Origin of the sequence: Chitinophaga arvensicola (assembly GCF_900110835.1) — a bacterium.
In the GTDB taxonomy this organism is placed as follows: Bacteria; Bacteroidota; Bacteroidia; order Chitinophagales; family Chitinophagaceae; genus Chitinophaga; species Chitinophaga arvensicola.
The window spans coordinates 3,810,031-3,828,288 of record NZ_FOJG01000002.1 but is presented as its reverse complement, the minus strand read 5'-3'; the positions used below and the strand labels follow the sequence as shown (position 1 = coordinate 3,828,288).

Genomic DNA, 18,258 nt, shown 5'->3' with positions numbered 1-18,258 from the left:
TCAATCAGGATTATCAATAAAATCAATTTAATCCTGGAAAAGACAATGGTCGCTCTTTAATTCCACGTATCAATCTTCACTGTTTCCATTTCTTTTTTCAGATGCTCCGGCATCAACCCGTTCAGCAATGCGCCTGCTGCTACACTTGGATAAATATCTTCAAAAGTTTTCACCTGGTTCATAAATACCCGGCGGGAAATATGACGCCTGGTCACCTCATGCGGATCTTTCAAACCGGCTGCTCCAGCCAGTTCTATCGCGCTTTCTATGGTGTCGCGGTGGTAGTTGGCTACCCGGTGTTTTTTATCATCTATTACCAGGCCGGTAGATAACCATTTGTCCTGGGTAGCTACGCCGGTAGGGCATTTATTGGTATTGCACACCAATGCCTGGATACAGCCAAGTGCCATCATCATGGCACGGGCACTGTTACAGGTATCGGCGCCGAGGGCCATTGCCCGCAATATGTGGTAACCAGTCAGGATTTTACCGGAGGCGATGATTTTCATATGATGACGGATATTGAAGCCGGTCAGCGTATCATGCACAAACGATAATCCATCCATCAATGGCATGCCCACAGAATTGGAGAATTCGGGAGGGGCTGCACCGGTGCCGCCTTCGCCACCATCTACGGTGATGAAATCCGGGTAGATATCTGTTTCTATCATCGCCTTACAGATGGCGTAGAACTCCCGCTGCTGGCCAATACATAATTTAAATCCAACTGGTTTTCCCTTGCTGAGATCACGCAGCCGCTGAATAAACAGCATCATTTCGCGAGGACTGTTAAACGCTTTATGATAAGGAGGGGAGAAGACGGTAGTATGCGGTTTCACATGACGGATAGCCGCGATTTCAGGTGTGTTCTTGGCCGCCGGTAAAATACCGCCATGGCCCGGCTTCGCACCCTGTGAAATTTTCAGTTCAATCATTTTTATCGCGGGTAATGCACTCTTTTCGGCAAACAGCGAGTCGGAAAAATTGCCATCGTCATCACGACAGCCGAAATAACCGGTACCTATCTGCCAGATAATATCACCGCCTTGTTTCAGATGGGCTTCGCTGATACCACCTTCACCCGTGTTATGTGCAAAGTTCCCGATTTTGGCGCCGCCATTTAAGGCCTGTACAGCGTTGTTACTGAGTGAGCCGTAACTCATGGCGCTTACGTTGAGAATACTGCCGGAATAAGGCTGTTTACAGTCTTTCCCACCAAAGATCACGCGGGGATCCTTCTCCAGGTTATCAAAATTCTGCGGCTGAATCGAATGGGCCATCCATTCGTATCCCTCTGCATATACATTAAACTGAGTGCCGAATGGCTGGGAATCCAGTTCCCGCTTGGCGCGCTGATAAATAGTAGAGCGATCTACCCGGTTGATCGGGCTGCCATCAATATCGCTTTCTACAAAGTACTGGTAAATCTTTGGACGCAATGCTTCCATCCAGTAACGCGCGCGCCCCACCACCGGGTAATTGCGGATAATGGCGTGTTTCGTTTGTAAAAGATCCAGTATCCCCATTATCACAATGGGCAATACCGGAATCAATAACCAGAATACCCAGGGGAAAAATAAACCTAAGACGATGATGGCGCCTAAACTCACACATGAAAATCCGATAAATGCTTTGACCATGGACGTTGAATTTTGTGGTTTTTTGATGCTCCTGCCTGGCAGGAGATGACTGTTATACTTCCTTACTATTGTCCTTATAAAACTACTTAACGTCTGTCAGATAAATTTGTTAAATCTTTTTAATTTATAATACTTATCACGGTATGCAGAAGCGTAATCGGCGTGATCCCTTTATCATGACCGTCGGTAATAACCGTTTATCCGCAAAATTCACGGATCTTTTAAAATCAAATCTCAGTTTTTAAATTATTTTATTATCTTTCAAAATAAGCCAATTCTCAATCCATCCACAACATGAAAAGATACAATTATCTTGGTAAGTTGGTAGCAACGGGGTTGCTCCTGTTTAGTACTGTAGCGGCACTGCAGGCACAGCAAACCACTCCTTATGACGCTGCCCGGCTGAAAACCAGCTGGGAAGTAGTAGAAAATCACTACCAGGGGCAGGACAATTTCCTGTCTGCCTTCACTTTTGTCAATACTGCCAATAAGCCCTTCCCTACAAAAGGATGGCAGCTGTATTTCAACTTTATCCGCATGGTCACACCCGGTGAATTACCCGGTCATGTGAATGTGGAGCATATCAACGGCGACCTGTATCGCCTTACCCCCGCTGATGGTTTTGCCGGTATTGCACCAGGCGATTCACTCCGGCTCGGTATGACCGGCGACGCCTGGGCCGTAAACTTCACCGATGCCCCCGCAGGGCTCTATCTCGTGTGGGACGGACAACTCGAAAAAGGTTTCGCCATCAAAGATTACAGCATCCGTCCATCCACCACCGCCAAACAACTGATGCGCTATCCCGGCGATAAAACAGCCGTGATAACGCCCACGGATATATTTAAACAGAATGCTGCCGTAAAGGATATTCCTGTAGCGCAACTGCCACTGGTATTCCCTACGCCGAAATCGTATGAAGCTACCGGGAAAGACCTGGTGATCACCGATTTACCGGTGCTGACCATCGCGCCGCAATTAGCCGCCAGCGGAACAATCATCAACGAAGAACTGCAGCAACTGCTGGGTAAACGCAAACAGGGCACCTGGAAAATAACCTTGACCTATGATAGCACCCTGGCAGTGAAATCTCCCGAAGGATATGCATTGCAGGTAGCAGCGGAAGGTATTACCATTTCGGCAGGTACCAATGCAGGCGCTTTCTATGCTATCCAGTCGCTGAAAACATTGGTGCCACCAACCGCATTGGCGGGTGTGCAGAAATCTATTACCATTCCCGGCGTACGCGTAACAGATGAACCCCGCTTCGGTTACCGTGCTTTTATGATCGACGTAGCCCGTAACTTTCATAATAAGAGAGATATGTTACGCATCATCGACCTGATGGCCCTGTACAAATTAAACGTACTGCACTTCCATTTCAGTGATGATGAAGGCTGGCGCCTGGAAATACCATCCCTGCCGGAACTTACCGCAGTGGGCGCCAAACGTGGTCATAGCTCCGACTGGAAAAATATGCTGCCACCGTCCTACGGCTCCGGTCCGGATACCACCAACGCAGCTGGTACCGGGTATTTTACGAGAAATGATTTTATCGAAATACTCCGCTATGCAACGGCAAGGCATATACGCGTATTGCCGGAAATAGAAACTCCCGGTCACGCACGCGCTGCCGTAAAAGCAATGGAATCCCGCTACTACCGCCTTAAAGCAGCTGGTCGCGATCAGGAAGCCAATGAATATCTGCTCACAGATTTCCAGGACAAATCAGTATATCACTCGGTACAATACTGGAATGACAACGTGATGAACGTGGCATTACCATCTACCTACCGTTTCCTTGATAAAGTATTGGAGGAAATCCAATCCATGTACAAGGATGCCGGTGCTCCACTCACCGCCGTACATATGGGCGGAGATGAAGTGCCAGGTGGCGTTTTTGAAAAATCTCCTGCCTGCATCGCACTGATGCAACAGGATAAATCAATCACACATGTAAATGATCTGTGGTATTATTACTACCGCAAAGTAAATGAGTTGCTGAAAGCCCGGGGCTTAACCGTGGCTGGCTGGGAAGAAGCCGGTATGCGTAAAACAAACATCGGCGGCGAAGCGCAAAGCATTCCCAATCCCGATTTCGTGAACGATAAATTCCAGCTGAATGTATGGAATAATGTGATCGGGGGGGGACAGGAAGATTTATCATACCGTCTTGCAAACGCAGGCTACAAAGTAATTCTGTCTGGTGTAAGCAATTTCTATTTTGATATGGCTTACATGAAATCTTTTGATGAACCAGGATTTTACTGGGGTGGTTTTGTAGATGTGGATAAGCCTTTCTACTTCATTCCATTCGATTATTACAAAAACTCAAAAGTGGATGGCCGTGGTAATCCTGTTACTCCGGAATTGTTTGTAGGTAAAGACCGGCTCACTGGTTTTGGTGCATCCAATATCCCCGGTATCCAGGGATTACTCTGGAGTGAAACGGTGATCAACTCCGACCGTATGGAATACATGATGCTGCCTAAATTACTCGGACTGGCAGAACGTGCATGGGCGCAGGATCCGGAGTGGGCGACCGAGAAAGATCCCGCAAAGGCAGATGCCCTCTATGCCCAGGCCTGGAGCGTATTCAGCAATGTAATGGGTAAACGGGAAATGCCCCGTCTCGATTATTTCGGTGGTGGCTTTAACTGGCGCATTCCTACCGCCGGTGCTAAAGTAGATAACGGAGTGGTAAGTGCCAACGTACAGATGCCCGGATTGGTAATCCGTTACACTACTAACGGTGAAGAGCCTACGTTAAAGAGCCCGGTGTATACCACACCGGTGGCAGCGGGTGGTAAAACTGTGAAGCTGAAGGTATTCAGTGCCAAAGGCCGCAGCAGCAGAACCACTACCGTGAAAGTGCCGGTAGCAGATACACAGATGAAGAACAATAAATTATAAATCAGAAGACAGGTAGAAAAGCGGTCAGATATAGCGATGTCTGACCGCTTTCTTTTTAAGGTGAATCTGCTGTATTTACCCTTCATCCATTTTCTTCTTTCCCGCTTTGCAATTTTTGTATTTTGTCCGTAAACCCATAGCGACCTGATGTTTCGTATCATTCCACTTATTATCTGTTGTAGTTTTATTGGCTTATCCGTTACTGCACAGAAGAAAAACGATGCTTTTCAACTGCATATCCGTAAGGCAGTTTCTCCTGTAAAAATCGATGGTATCATCGATGAAGCAGCCTGGCTGCAGGCAGATGTAGCCACCGGTTTTCATATGATACTCCCCATGGATACCAGCGCTGCCTTGCTTCGTACAGATGTAAGAATGACCTACGATGACCACAACCTTTACCTGGTGGTGGAAAATTATACATCCGGCGATGGTCCTTATATGGTGGAGTCACTCAGAAGGGACTTCGCTTTTCTGAAGAATGATAACTTCATCATGTTCATGGACCCCTTTGATGACCAGACCAATGGTTTCGCCTTTGGCGCAAACGCTGCAGGAGCGCAATGGGACGGTTTAATGTATGATGGAGGCAAGGTGGATCTCAGCTGGGATAATAAATGGACTTCTGTTGTAAAAAACTACCCGGATAAATGGGTGTTTGAAGCGGTGATACCATTTAAAACCATCCGTTATAAAAAAGGAATTACCAAATGGGGGATCAACTTCGGCCGGAACGATCTGAAAACTACGGAAAAGTCTTCCTGGGCGCCTGTACCGAGGCAGTTTCCATCAGCATCACTGGCCTATACCGGCAACCTGGTATGGGATGCTGCGCCACCGCCAGCCGGCGCTAATGTCTCCCTGATCCCTTACCTGTTGGGAGGCATGTCCAAAGACTATGATAAGAATACCCCCACCAAATACAGACGGGACGCCGGGCTGGATGCTAAAGTTGCTGTTACCTCTTCCCTTAACCTGGATCTGACGGTAAACCCGGATTTTTCCCAGGTAGATGTGGACAAACAAGTGACAAACCTGGATCGTTTTGAATTATTCTATCCGGAAAAAAGACAGTTCTTCCTGGAGAACGGCGACCAGTTCTCCAATTTCGGGTATACTACCATTCGTCCCTTCTTCTCCCGCCGCATCGGTTTGGGTGGGGTACCTATCCGTTTTGGCGCGCGTTTGAGCGGAAAACTTAATAAAGACTGGCGCTTAGGCGTTATGAATATGCAGACAGGGAAACAGGAAGAAACCGGTTTGCCCGCGCAGAACTTCACCGTGGCGGCTTTGCAGCGCCGCGTATTTTCCCGCTCCAATCTCGGATTCATCTTTATTAATAAAGAATCGATCAACTACGATCCGTCGAAAGTCACGGATAAACCGGTGTACAATCAGTACAACCGCAATATGGGACTGGAATACAACCTGGCTTCTTCCAATAATTTCTGGACAGGGAAGGCCATGTTGCTCAAGTCGTCCAGTCCGAATAAAACGGGCCACGATATTGCCCATGCCGCCAATCTGCAGTATACCAGTAAGCAATGGAATATCGGCTGGCAGCATGAGTACGTAGGACGTAATTACAATGCAGAGGTAGGGTATGTGCCCCGCCAGGGTTACATCAAGGTGGCGCCGCAAATTACCCGGTTGTTCTTTCCCTTGTCTGGGCCGGTGTTGAGCCATGGGCCACAGGTAACAAGCACCTGGTTCTTTGAAGAAACCAATATGCATCGCACCGACAATGAAACAATGCTCAATTATGGAATTGTATTCCGCAAGCGGAATACCCTCAATGTATGGGCTTCCAATACCTATATCAAACTATTACAGCCTTTTGACCCCACGAATACGGGGAAAGACAGCCTGTTTACAGGCTCTCAGCACAACTGGAATACGGTGGGAGCGGATTATGTATCCAAGCCGCAGAGTTTATTTACGTATGCTTTATCGGCCCGCTATGGCGGCTATTATGCAGACGGTACCCGCCTGATGACCAACACCGAACTGGGATACCGTTTCCAGCCTTATGTGAGTATTGCACTCAGCGCGAATTATAACAATATCAATCTCCCGAAACCCTGGGGAAATAATTCTTTCTGGCTGGTGGGTCCGCGCCTCGATGTTACCATGACCAATACCCTGTTTTTTACCGGGTTTATGCAATACAACGGGCAGCAGAAGAATATGAACCTGAATACCCGCTTCCAATGGCGCTACCGGCCTGCTTCCGATCTTTTTATTGTGTATACGGACAACTATCTTCCGGAGCCTTTCTGGGTAAGAAACCGGGCGCTGGTATTAAAACTGGTGTACTGGTTTAATATTTAATTGGGATTCCGTATTAACAGTTAAGAATCGATTAACACTTTGATATTTTATTCCTCCTATCATTGCACCACAAATTCAGTAGTACAAACGGCTAACCCCGTTAGGTAATATATTAAGTTTTCATTTACTATCGTTGTGAATATTATCTCCCTGTGGTCTTTACCATGGGGATTTCACCATTTTAAACCGCAAGTAAAACCGCAAAGATGAACCTTCCTATGGTAAAATACCTGCTATGCGCAGGGGGCGTTTTTGGGCTGCTGATACAGGCAGCAATGGCGCAAACAGCTGTTAAGGAGCGCACCTCGCATGATACTGCCAGGCGAAAAGCGGCCCTGGAAAAAAGCGCCCCACAAAGCAGTGACGCACAAGGCAATATCGTGCGAAATGTTGCAGGGCAAAAGGTAGCCTCGGACAACCGCGCTGTACAAAGCGGTCGCTCCAAAGCTCACATCATACAAAGTGCTGCAATACAAAAGACCGTCACACAATATAATACGACACAAGCCACTACCATCATCACCGGTAAGATCACTGATCGTTCCATACAAAAGGTATCCTTCGCTTATTGGACCGATCCCGGTATTACATCCGCAGTGACGCAGGATACAATATTACCAACCGATTCCTTTTATTTCCGTATACCGTTACCCGTGGGGAAAGCGGTCTTTTTTTATACAGATGCCGGCAATGGCTATCATTTCTATGGCCTGATCCGGGGAGGAGACAGTCTGCGGTTATGGATGCAGGGAGATAGCATCCACTTCAGTGGCAATGGCGCTGCGCTGAGCCGCGCCATTTACGCTGCCCGGCAGGAGCAGGGAAGGGTAGTAGTGCCGTTGAATGCGGATGCTAAGCAGCTGGCAGAGGTATACCGGCAGCAACTGCAAACAGGTAGTAAGGTGCTGGCGTTTTACCGGGATAGTATGCCTGCTGCCGAATGGCAACTTATCCGCGCACATGCACTGGGGGAACCGGCTGCCAACCTGGTGAGCACCTTATGGAAATTATCTCCCGCGCCAGACAGTACACTGGAAGAACGGCAGGTACTTTTTTATAAAAATAACATCCTCCCGGCTTTATCTTCCTTTACTTCATCAGATACAACGTATATGGCTATACGTTATTTAAGTTACCTGCTGCAGAAAGCAGAAGCAGATTATTTTATCGAGCACCGCTATGAATGTAATAACCGCGCTATTTATGAATGGGTTAAAACGCACTACAGTGGCCGGTTGCGGGACAGACTGCTCGCGCATTCGCTCACAATGGGTTTCGCTGCCGGTAATCAGCAGGAAGAACAGGAGTGGTGTGTGAAAGATTATCTTTCACTGGTTCAGGATGAAACCTGTAAACAGGCTATTGCAAAATTGTATGGACGATCCCGGAAGGGTATCGGAAAAGGCAATGTGGCGCCGGCTTTCAGCTTCCCTGATCAGAATGGTAAGCAGGTAAGTCTGCAACAATTCAGCGGGAAAGTGGTGCTGCTGCACTTTTATAATGGAGCCGATTCTTTGTTGCCTGCACTGCCGGAAATACAAAATTGTTTTGATGAAGCAGGCGTCAGTTTTGTGAACATCTGCTGCAATGGCAGTGCTGTAAAGGGTTTGCTGGGTTGTATGTTACAGCTGGATGAACAGCATCGCGATGTATTAACGCAATACAATATCAGTAAATATCCCTCTTATATTATCGTGGGAAAGAATGGAAAAGTATACGCCACAAGACCACCGGATCCTGCAGCCGATCATGGTACAGCCCTCACCAACATTATCTATGAAGCATTATTGCAGTGAAATTTTTTCGCCCTCCAACCAATAAAATCTGCTTGCTAACGTTTAGTAAAAGTACGCAGCTAATCCGCATCAGCGCCATTGTTCCGCAGCTAAATATTCGAAAACCCATTTAAACCAGATTGTTAATATTTACATTTAAATATATATATGAGAACACTGGTTTAATAATAACACAAGTTGTATATTCAGTAAATAACCGTTAAGACCCCTCTATGCCACATGCCAAAGCGTTATTTTGACAGACTACAGACCATTGATTACCTCATCAGGATCAAAGGGACCGGTAAGCCCGCTCAGTTAGCCAAGCGGCTTCGTATTTCCGAAAGAACACTCTATGAATTCCTCAAAATGATGAAGGAGTTAGGTGCTCCCATTGAGTACGACCGGTACAAAGAAAGTTACTACTACTCAGAAAAAGGCGGCTTCAACGTCAGGTTCTCGAAAAACCTGATCGCCGTGAGTACGATGTTTCTTTTATTCTTCCTTATTTGGTAAACATGGTCCGCGCACGAACCGTTAACCGGCCTCCCTGTTAGCTCTCCCTGCGCCCGCGCCGCCCCCATCGGGCCTTAGATCTGTTTTGCAGCAGTACATCGCTGTTATAGGATCTTTTATGTAATCTTCCGTAACTGGTGGACAGGGAAAGTATTGTCTTTCGGGACAAGCACTTTTACTGTCCACCTTCTTTTTCCGTAATACTTAACATTCGATTAACTGTTCCCTCCTTAAATAGACCCAATTTTATCCCCGTATTATATCGTCAGCTTTTGAGAAAATCTTATACAAACAATAACTTTTTTTCATAACGCGGTTTAGATTAGATTTTAGATAATACGCGGGTTTCTCTTCAGTCACCTGCCCCTACTTGAATCATCTCTCCTGCGGGCAACTGACGCGAACAAATTTACGTACCTGTATACGACTAAATCAGCGCTATGGTACTAAACTGTATTATTTTGGGTAGTGATCCGGAAGGGTTCGAAGAACTGGAAAACTTTTTAGCAGCGATTCCATATGTTTACCTGGCTGCACGCAGCAATAACATGGAAGCAGCAAAGTATTGGCTGGAAACACAAACCATTCATGTACTTATCACAGGACATTATCATGACCCGCTTTCAGCACCGCCTGATGAAGCCGGCGTGCTACCCGTTATGATGATGGTGTATAATGATACCCCTCCCGGATTTGATTTTCTGCCGGTAGCAGTAATGCAATTACCCTTTACCCCAACAACTTTACAAGATGTTTTCTCTAAAATATATAAGATCATAGAAATGCACGCTATCACATACCCCACAAAATATGATACGGAGTACTTTATGCTCCGCACCCCGCACCGCATGGAAAAAGTTTTTTATGAAGATCTTCAGTATGTTGAAGTAATGGATGATCATATCATGCTACATCTCCGGGATCAAAAACTGGTGACCACCGAAAAACTCGACTGGATCATTTCCCAGCTGCCACTCAACGCTTTTATGCATGTACACCACTGGTTTGTTATCGGCTTTCGCCATATCACCCACCTGGCAGACGATCATGTAATGATAGGAGAAGCCAGGATCGCGCTGACAAAGGCCATGAGAACGGAGCTGGCTAAACGGTATCAGTTGCCCATGTACTAGGGATGCAAGGCTCCCAGGATTTTCCCCGCCACACCATTGGCATCCTCGTCATATGCATGACCACCCGGAAGGATCAACTGCTGGTACCGCACATTCAGGGAAGACAGGTTGAAGTCTTTTTCCTCTGCCCCGAATACAAGCAGCAAAGGTTTGTCCTTGATTTTATTGATCTCCGCAGGTACACTCATCCCTTTACTGCTGGACTTACCCAGCATATCCGATACATGTACTTCCAGATCCGTATTGGTAGAAGGAGATAAAAAGACCAGGTGCTTTACTTTTTCTGCCACCTCCGGTGGTAAACTGGTGTAGATAAACGGCAGCACATCGGCGCCCAGCGAGTAACCAATCAACACTACACCATGGTTACTGTCCCACTGTCCCTGATAATATGTGATCAGGGAAGCCACGTCTTTTGCCGCCTGCTGTGGTGTTTTCTTATTCCAGAAATATTTCAACGCATTCAATGCCACTACAGGGTAATTCTTCTGACGGAACGATTCAATGACGTTCGCAGAAAACTTTTTCATCCCCCCGTCGCCGGTAATGTACAGGATCAGCGGTTCTGTAGTGCCGGCTACCGGCGCTTTGAGCACCACCGGCAGGTTATTCACATTACTCTGCGTGTTGCCACGCAATACCGCAAAAAACAATAAACAGCCGAGTAACTTACAGCATTTGGATAAGGTGCCTGATATCAACATATATTAATTTAACGCCTTTCTGTAAAACAAAATCCATTCCGCTATTGTTCGTCCGCGTTATGGCTGCATTACTTTACTCAGCGCTGAGGGAAGTTGTATGAGATCAAAATCATGTTCGTATACCAGGTATTTATTGGTCCACTCAGTGGCATATTTCTCTTTAAATTCCCTTAATCCCTGGTAATGACGGAAGAAACGCAACTTTTCATAGGCATACTTCACCATTTTTTCTGCCGTATTTTCAGGTTGAATAATTCCCGACATAGGCACCATCCCAAGGTTCAGAAAATGTAATTCTTTCTGCTGTGCATCCTGGATCAACGCAATAATCAACGCATCCATCACCCCGCCCGGCGCATCGGAGCGCTTGCGGATCAGGTCATAGGTACACTCGCCGGGTGCATAGTCCGGGATAATATTGAGAAACGCCACTACCTGTCCTTCTGCATCTGTAACTGTAATCACATCCTGACTGCGGATCAGCTCTTCATCAAACAACCCCTGTGAGAAAGTAAGCTCTTTCACCTCATACTGATGCAGCCATTCATCACTCACCGACTTTAACGCCTGTAACATGGATGGTGTTTGTGGTGCCGCATGAAAAGCAGTCACGTAGCCTTTGTTGGCCAGGCTGTTCAATCCATTACGCAACGATTTCTTATCCTTGCCACTCAACGTGAAATTCCGGATATCCATAATCGCTTCCTGGCCGATCAGCATCTTTTTCTTTTTAAGATGACTGAAATAGTAGGTGCTGTCTTCATCTACCCGGTAAAATGAAGGCCGCAGGCCCATCTTCCGGCATTGTTGTTCAAATTCTTCCAATACCGCCAGCTTATTGTCTTCGCTGCACACCGGTTCTTCCAGCACAATCGCAAAACTACCCGCTACACGGTAAGCGATAAATCCTTCATATTGTTCAGATACAAACAGTAATTTATCCTGTCCTATTTTGAAATAATCCATCGGGGAATCACCATACTGGCTGAGATAGAAACGCGCTTTCTCCAGGCTGGTATTCGTTTGCTGCGTTACATGCAGGTAAGGACGGATGATCGTATAAAACAAAAATGCCCACGCACTCACACCCAACACCCGGATAGCCGACATAAATTCTTTTCCAAAACGGGTAACCGGTTGCAGGCCGTCATCTTCCAGCAGCATAAAACAGTGAAAAGCATGACGGATAGATTGCTGCCAGGTAAAGTCAATACCAAAGTGCCGCACATTCAGGAAATAGAACCCAATGGTACCAAAGATCATCACCACAAAAAGTGTAGCCAGTGCCGTTACCACGCCTATATTCACCAGCTGCGGATTACTTTTTACACGGTACTGCCGGGAGGTGATCAGCAAAATAATACTGGTAACCAACGCCAGAGAAGCTTCTTCATAATCCAGCGCTTTTCCGATGTGCCCAAACACCGACAGCATAGATACTGCCAGCGCCACAATCCATGCACTGCGCAAACCACGGAACAGAAAGGTAGCCGTAACCAGCAACACCAGCCCGAGAAATACCACCAGCAGGTTGGTCGCATGGATAGAAGTTCCCGGAATATATGCCCGCAATAAATGCATACGGTTTGCCAACGGTGGTGTAAGCACCGAAAATATATTGACCATGCCCAACAGAAAAATCAGGATCGGCGGCAGCAGGCGCAACACCAGTTCCCGGCCTTTCAATGCAAAGGCAAACATGCCCGCAATCAATGGCAGCCAGAATTCAAACAAACGGAATAATAAAGTAATCTCCAGTGCCTGCAGTGTAGTGAAACCATAATTACTCAGGATATAGGCCAGCGATAATTCTATAGCGCCCAGTCCACGGAGAAAAGGAGAGATGATCAGGAAAATAGTAGCCACAATATAGCCCACACACGCGGCTTCCAGGGAAGGTGTAACGCCCACTGCCAGCATACTCAGGTAGAGATGCGCAACGCCGGCTACTTCTATCAGCACCGATGCCAGCACCGTGTTCATAAAGGAAGGCACCGACAACTGGAAGGTAAATATTTCATCTACCTGCATGGCGGCGCCCGGAAAATATTTTACCAGCAGCTGGTAAGCCTTTCCCTTTGCCTGCATGGAACGAACCAGCCATACCACACCCAGCAGTAATACGCAAATGGCAATCAATCCCCACACCGCATCGCGCATAGTACCTGCATGCAACATGGCATAAGCCACCACGGGGATCCCTACCAGGAATACAGATAATATCCCTACAAATCCATAAATGCCGGAAGCCTGGTGGATCTGTTGTTTATGCAAGCCGGTACGGCGCAAACTCTGTGGCAGATAAGCCAGAGAACTAATACCTCCTGCCGGAAGAAACACGGATAAAAGATTTCGTTTCAGGAATAATTCGGTACTTCTTACCAGGTCCAGCCGTGCGCCCACGGCCCGGAAACTGAATACATACATGCCTGCCTGTAAAAGGATATAGGCAATCGTTATTACCACACCGATCGCGACCCAACCCCGGTCGGCCTTTTCAATAGCCGGTATCAGGGAGTATAATTCGTGACGTTGTGAACGGAAAAAATAAATAGCCAGTAATATGAATAACACCGCTAAAAGCTCTTTCAGGTGGAGCTTACGCAAGAATGCTGCAGTAAAAAATTTCTTTCCCAAAGGTCTGTAGGTTTCGTTTAGATCAGTTGTTCGCACTAACCCGCAAAGTTAGGGTAACTTTTCAACTCATTCCTTCACGGGGGCTAGTTTAAGGGTATTTTAATGTGCATATTATCCACTCATTATCAGTTGCTTATTCCATAATTACCAGTTTTTCAGTATGAATCAGCTGGTCATTTTCTCCGATCAGCTGGAGGAAATAGGTGCCTCTGGCCATGCCGGAAGGAACTTTTATTTCGTAGTAGTTACGTTGTTGCAATGGCTGCTCAAATTTCTGATAGATGATCCGGTGACCAGGTACATCAATCAGCGAAATCGCTTTCACGTGCTGAGGTGCGCTGTAGTAAATGTGTATGATACCACCTCTTACCGGGTTAGGCCATACAGAGATATCGCCCCTGATATTTTTACCCCTTACGATACGGACAGGGCTGTAAAAGAAGGTGCCATCTGTCATGAATACTTTCAGGCGGTAAAAAATAAATCCATCGTAGGAAGGTACATCCACCGCATCATATCCCACCGGGTAGAAACTGATGCCTCCCGGTGATTTACTACCAACAAATCCGATGGAATCAAAGTTCGGTTCCAATGCAAGTCTTCTTTCAATTGCAAAGCCACGGCAGAAGTACTCTCTGCCGGTGATCCAGTGCAGCAGCACGGTGTCTTCATTGGTAACGCTGCGGTTGGCACTAAAGAAGTCCAGTACCGTTTTGTTGGGACTGTTCACTGTTTCTGCTACCAGGCTGGTAAAGTAATTAGTGGCTGGCAGGTGTTGAAAAGCCCTTGATACAAATACTTTTTGCCGGTCCGGAGAGCCGGTCGTGTAGCGGCTGGGACCAGTAGGCGCGGCTCTCTGGGTGGCCAGATCCCAGGCCGTATCTATAAAACGGGCCAGGTAAGCGGTATTGCGGTTGGCTTCGTAGGCAGGTCCTTCATCCGATACATCATGTACCAGGTGCAGGTTCAATGCCGCATCCGGTACAGATACCGATACTTCCCAGGTTTTATTTACGCTGGTCAGCACCAGGTTTTCACCGGTTGTCAGATGGCGGAGCACACTATCGGAAACGCCTGCACGAACAGTGGCAGTAGCGCCGTTGTTTTCCAACGCTACCGGCGTAAAGCTGGAAGGACGTGTCCCGATAGGGAAAACAACCGTTTTATCAGTACTGCTGATTTGGCTTCTGTACAGCGAACCGCCGCCAAAGTTAGCGCCGGTAATAATAAAATGATCCGCAGAATAATTACGTATATCCCCGGGCGTATGATGTCCCATCACCAGGTTCCAGCCATTCAGAAATATAAATCCCTTTTGAAGATCGAGGGTATTCACAATTTTCAGGTCACTGAGATCATCCAGGAAAACACCCGGCGCATTCTCCACACTGATATTCGGAAAACTCGGCCCCTGCCCGCTTGCTGCGCTGTAGCCGCCACTGATGTATTGATACAGTGCCGGTTTGGTTTGCATGAAGCGGAATAATCCACCGGCAGCACTGTATCCGTCACTGCTTTCATCCAGGATCGATGCCCCGCTGCCATTGCGCCAGCGTAGTCCGTAAAAGTTCACCACAGATCCACTCACCGCAACAATATTTCCTTCATTCACCATATCTCCGAACACCGCAATGGTGTCTTTACTGAATATCCCCATTTTACTATCGGGATGCAGCCATGTGGCAGACTGCGCCCTCACTGTGCCTGGTAGCACAATGGAAAGGAAAAGGAGTAATATGGTAATGATACGTGAGATAGAAATACTGTTTATTGTTTTTAATAACCGACGACCGTGACGTAAACTTTGTGCGTAGCATCTGTATCCGTTGCCCAGCCGGCGAGGATGGTCAAACCGGTATTTCCCCGGAATACATTGAACGTAATAGCATTGAGGGTATAGCCTGAGATAACAGGTATGGGCGAGTCGCCATTATTACTGCCTCCTTTACCCGTTGCCGTTATACTCAATATTTTGGTAAACCCTGCAGAGGAAATATTTGCGGTGGCTACGCCTGTACTCGTATTGGAAATAGAATCCGCCCACACCTTGATATTCTGTGATACCACGCCCGCTGCATTATAATACACCGGGGCTGCCGCTGTTCGCACCACATTCCCGCTTGCATCCACGCCAAGTCCGCCTGCACCTGAGGTTACGGGCGCCGCACTGGTCAATGTTTCCAGCCGTACGCCCGAAGTATTCGCGGTAGCAGATTTTATATGCAGCAAGGAGGTAGGTGCTGTGGTACCGATACCCACATTACCTGCACTTGAAATAATCATGCGGTTCAGATTATTGGTACGGAAATTAATGGGGCTGATAACGGTAGTTCCCAAAAACTTCGTTGCACTATCCACCGTAGGATTACCACTCAATAGCCACTGGTTATTGCTGACGGCCGTACTATCCGCCAGTCTCGACCAGGAGCCGTTTCTCCGGATCAGTAAACTACTGGCGGGCTTGTAATAGATGATCATGCCGTCGGGCGAAACATTGAGCGGTGCCTGGGTAGAATCCGTAATCCGGGGTAGCAGCAGTCCCTGGTTAAGCGTATTTAATTCCAGCAAAGCGGCTTTAATGGGAGAGGTGGTAGGATCTCCCAGCTTGAGCTGTTGCGCATATATAGGTATATACAGCAATAATAGCGCGCATAGCCATATGCTGCTTTGAATGCTTGTTTTCAGCATGTATAACAATTTACGGGATAACAATAAACAGGTTTACTTTCTGATCACATACCAGTTGGAGCCGTCTGTTTGAATTGTTACGTATGTATAGTTGTTATAGATGATATAGTTGGTAGAGCCCTCAATCTGAGCGCCACCCTGAGGTTGAAGCGTTACGGCGTTATCAATGGAACCGCCTATTTTTTTGACGGTATAGATACGTCCCACGATATTGGTTACCGGTGGCAGTGTAATGGTAACACTACCGGAAGAAGCATTTACGAGCAATGTGTTATCGGTTTCCGCCAGCGCATCGTTAGAAGTGCTGGAGCGAATGTTCAGCGACATGGAACCTTGCACCTGGAAAGTAGAGTTGGGCTTCGTGCCTGCACCCACAATTGCATTTTTGGCCACTGCCAGGGTATCTCTGACTGTTTTAAAACCTGCGAAAGTTTGAGCAGAGTCATTCACCACACCACGGGCAGTAGCACTTGCATCCGGGATATTCAGGGTAAGCGTGTTGGTTACACTGGTGCTATCCAGTGAAATATCGTTGCCTGCTTTCCCTGTTTTGATGTAGATAGCAGGACCAGTTTGTCCGTTGATCCGGCGGATACCTACAGAGAATGCAGCAGAATCCACTTCTCTTTTTTCCAGGGCGCCTGTATTTGGATTACGGAATAATACGGTGGTAACAGGTGTGCTTACATTGGGAGGTGTGGTAGCCAGTACAACACTACCGGTAATGTTGGCGCCGCCCGCATTTACCTTCAGCCCGTTACCCAGTGTGGCCTGTCCGGTTACACCCAGTCCGGTCACAATGCTTACGCTATCATTGAATGTTTTGGTACCGCCAAACGTCTGTGCGCCGATAGACACACCGCCGGGATTGGTGGCATCTGCAGCTACCAGTTGCAATACGCCGGTAGTATTATCCAGCACAAGACCGTTCGGGCTGCCCGGTGTCAGGATAAAGGCGCCGATAGTGATGGCCTTTTGTTTATTGCTGAATTGCAGCCAGTCGGCATAAGTGAGTAACCCCGTTTTCTGGGATACCGCACCTACTATCGGTACATTCAGGGTAATGGTACTATCCACAGCGGTGGTGGTTACGCCAAAGTTGGCGTTTAATGTATCTGCCCTGATGGTAAAGCCTTGTTTGGCCACACCGTTCAGTGTCCGGATCGCATCCGTGAAAGCGGCGGGCGACAGGTTCCGCTGGTTAATAACGCCGGTAGCCGGGTCTATCATTAATACACTGATCAGGGTGGTGCTGGCCGGTACCTGTTTCAGGGCGACGGTTTGCGTGTTACTGATGTTGATGGCTTCCGTAGCATTGGTACGGATAGATAAAGGTTGATTGTCGGACGTTCCGAGGTAATTGGCGATGGTGGTACCTGCGTTTCCTTTTAACTGCCAGCTGCCTGCGGAAGCATTTAAGCTGTCCACCAGTCTTGACCAGTAACCGTTACGTCTTACCATCAGGCTTTGGGTAAGGGTGTGGTAAATGATCATCCCGTCGGGGGCTGTGTTCAACGGGGCGAGGGTGGTGTCCACAATTCTGGGCAGCAGTAAACCCTGGCGCAAACTTTCCAGTTCCAGGATAGAGGATTTGTTGATGGTGGCGGGATTGTCACCAATTTTGAGCTGAGCAAAGGCGGCCGGGGCTAGCAGCAGCAAAAATAAAACGAGTAAAATGCCTTTGCCGGAGTAGTTTTTTTTCATAGCAACGGTTTGGAAATGAAAGGGAAAAGTGATGAGCAATAAAAATCCGATACCAGTTAGGGGGCTGGAAGGGCAGGGGGTGACGTGCAGATGTACTTTAATTATTCGTTATAAATATAACCCTTATCATGCTTCAATGTTTCAATATATGCATAAAAAAATCCCGGCGAAAAAACGCCGGGAGATTGCAACAACCAGAGCCGTTGCTGTTGTTTTA

The 18,258-nt window shown here is 47.4% G+C and carries 11 protein-coding genes; 5 read left to right on the top strand and 6 right to left on the bottom strand.

The annotated features are described in order from the left end of the window. Positions 1-56: 56 nt before the first annotated feature. On the bottom strand, positions 57-1,640 hold the full coding sequence (locus BMW79_RS32550) for an FMN-binding glutamate synthase family protein (protein WP_089903589.1): 1,584 nt from the start codon (positions 1,638-1,640) through the stop codon (positions 57-59). A 294-nt stretch (positions 1,641-1,934) separates the two neighbouring features. Between BMW79_RS32550 and BMW79_RS32545 the strand changes: the two genes are divergently transcribed. The 5 genes from BMW79_RS32545 (at position 1,935) to BMW79_RS32525 (ending at position 10,308) form a co-directional block, all read left to right on the top strand. Beyond that, positions 1,935-4,553 carry a family 20 glycosylhydrolase gene (locus tag BMW79_RS32545; protein ID WP_089903587.1) on the top strand — a complete coding sequence of 873 codons (2,619 nt, stop codon included), beginning with the start codon at positions 1,935-1,937 and terminating at the stop codon, positions 4,551-4,553. 147 nt (positions 4,554-4,700) lie between these two features. Beyond that, positions 4,701-6,884 carry a DUF5916 domain-containing protein gene (locus tag BMW79_RS32540; protein WP_089903585.1) on the top strand — a complete coding sequence of 728 codons (2,184 nt, stop codon included), beginning with the start codon at positions 4,701-4,703 and terminating at the stop codon, positions 6,882-6,884. A 206-nt stretch (positions 6,885-7,090) separates the two neighbouring features. Next, positions 7,091-8,680, top strand: coding sequence for a peroxiredoxin family protein (locus BMW79_RS32535; protein WP_089903581.1), 1,590 nt, complete (start codon positions 7,091-7,093; stop codon positions 8,678-8,680). 219 nt (positions 8,681-8,899) lie between these two features. Further along, positions 8,900-9,175, top strand: coding sequence for an HTH domain-containing protein (locus BMW79_RS32530; RefSeq protein ID WP_089903578.1), 276 nt, complete (start codon positions 8,900-8,902; stop codon positions 9,173-9,175). A 440-nt stretch (positions 9,176-9,615) separates the two neighbouring features. Beyond that, positions 9,616-10,308 carry a LytR/AlgR family response regulator transcription factor gene (locus BMW79_RS32525; RefSeq protein WP_089903575.1) on the top strand — a complete coding sequence of 231 codons (693 nt, stop codon included), beginning with the start codon at positions 9,616-9,618 and terminating at the stop codon, positions 10,306-10,308. On the opposite strand, the gene BMW79_RS32520 is transcribed toward BMW79_RS32525, so the two are convergent. The 5 genes from BMW79_RS32520 to BMW79_RS32500 all read right to left on the bottom strand — a co-directional run bounded on the left by BMW79_RS32520 (position 10,305) and on the right by BMW79_RS32500 (position 18,041). Continuing rightward, positions 10,305-11,012, bottom strand: a complete 708-nt coding sequence (locus BMW79_RS32520) for an AcvB/VirJ family lysyl-phosphatidylglycerol hydrolase (RefSeq protein ID WP_089903572.1) — start codon at positions 11,010-11,012, stop codon at positions 10,305-10,307. The two genes, BMW79_RS32525 and BMW79_RS32520, sit on opposite strands and share 4 nt — an antisense overlap. 57 nt (positions 11,013-11,069) lie before the next feature. Beyond that, a complete protein-coding gene (locus tag BMW79_RS32515; RefSeq protein ID WP_245752767.1) occupies positions 11,070-13,619 on the bottom strand; it encodes a phosphatidylglycerol lysyltransferase domain-containing protein in 2,550 nt (849 codons plus the stop codon). Between the two features lie 163 nt (positions 13,620-13,782). Next, positions 13,783-15,363 (bottom strand): T9SS type A sorting domain-containing protein, encoded by a 1,581-nt coding sequence (locus BMW79_RS32510; RefSeq protein ID WP_143059318.1) that lies wholly within the window; start codon positions 15,361-15,363, stop codon positions 13,783-13,785. Between the two features lie 62 nt (positions 15,364-15,425). Further along, the gene (locus BMW79_RS32505; protein WP_089903561.1) at positions 15,426-16,337 is read right to left on the bottom strand and encodes a hypothetical protein; all 912 of its coding nucleotides are present in this window, start codon (positions 16,335-16,337) and stop codon (positions 15,426-15,428) included. A gap of 33 nt (positions 16,338-16,370) precedes the next feature. Further along, on the bottom strand, positions 16,371-18,041 hold the full coding sequence (locus BMW79_RS32500; RefSeq protein ID WP_089903559.1) for a hypothetical protein: 1,671 nt from the start codon (positions 18,039-18,041) through the stop codon (positions 16,371-16,373). Positions 18,042-18,258: the final 217 nt, after the last annotated feature.

Coding starts and splice junctions, on each gene's coding strand:
- BMW79_RS32535 (WP_089903581.1), top strand. CDS start 7,091: ATGAACCTTCCTATGGTAAAATACCTGCTATGCGCAGGGGGCGTTTTT.
- BMW79_RS32520 (WP_089903572.1), bottom strand. CDS start 11,012: ATGTTGATATCAGGCACCTTATCCAAATGCTGTAAGTTACTCGGCTGT.
- BMW79_RS32530 (WP_089903578.1), top strand. CDS start 8,900: ATGCCAAAGCGTTATTTTGACAGACTACAGACCATTGATTACCTCATC.
- BMW79_RS32545 (WP_089903587.1), top strand. CDS start 1,935: ATGAAAAGATACAATTATCTTGGTAAGTTGGTAGCAACGGGGTTGCTC.
- BMW79_RS32540 (WP_089903585.1), top strand. CDS start 4,701: ATGTTTCGTATCATTCCACTTATTATCTGTTGTAGTTTTATTGGCTTA.
- BMW79_RS32525 (WP_089903575.1), top strand. CDS start 9,616: ATGGTACTAAACTGTATTATTTTGGGTAGTGATCCGGAAGGGTTCGAA.
- BMW79_RS32505 (WP_089903561.1), bottom strand. CDS start 16,337: ATGCTGAAAACAAGCATTCAAAGCAGCATATGGCTATGCGCGCTATTA.
- BMW79_RS32500 (WP_089903559.1), bottom strand. CDS start 18,041: ATGAAAAAAAACTACTCCGGCAAAGGCATTTTACTCGTTTTATTTTTG.
- BMW79_RS32550 (WP_089903589.1), bottom strand. CDS start 1,640: ATGGTCAAAGCATTTATCGGATTTTCATGTGTGAGTTTAGGCGCCATC.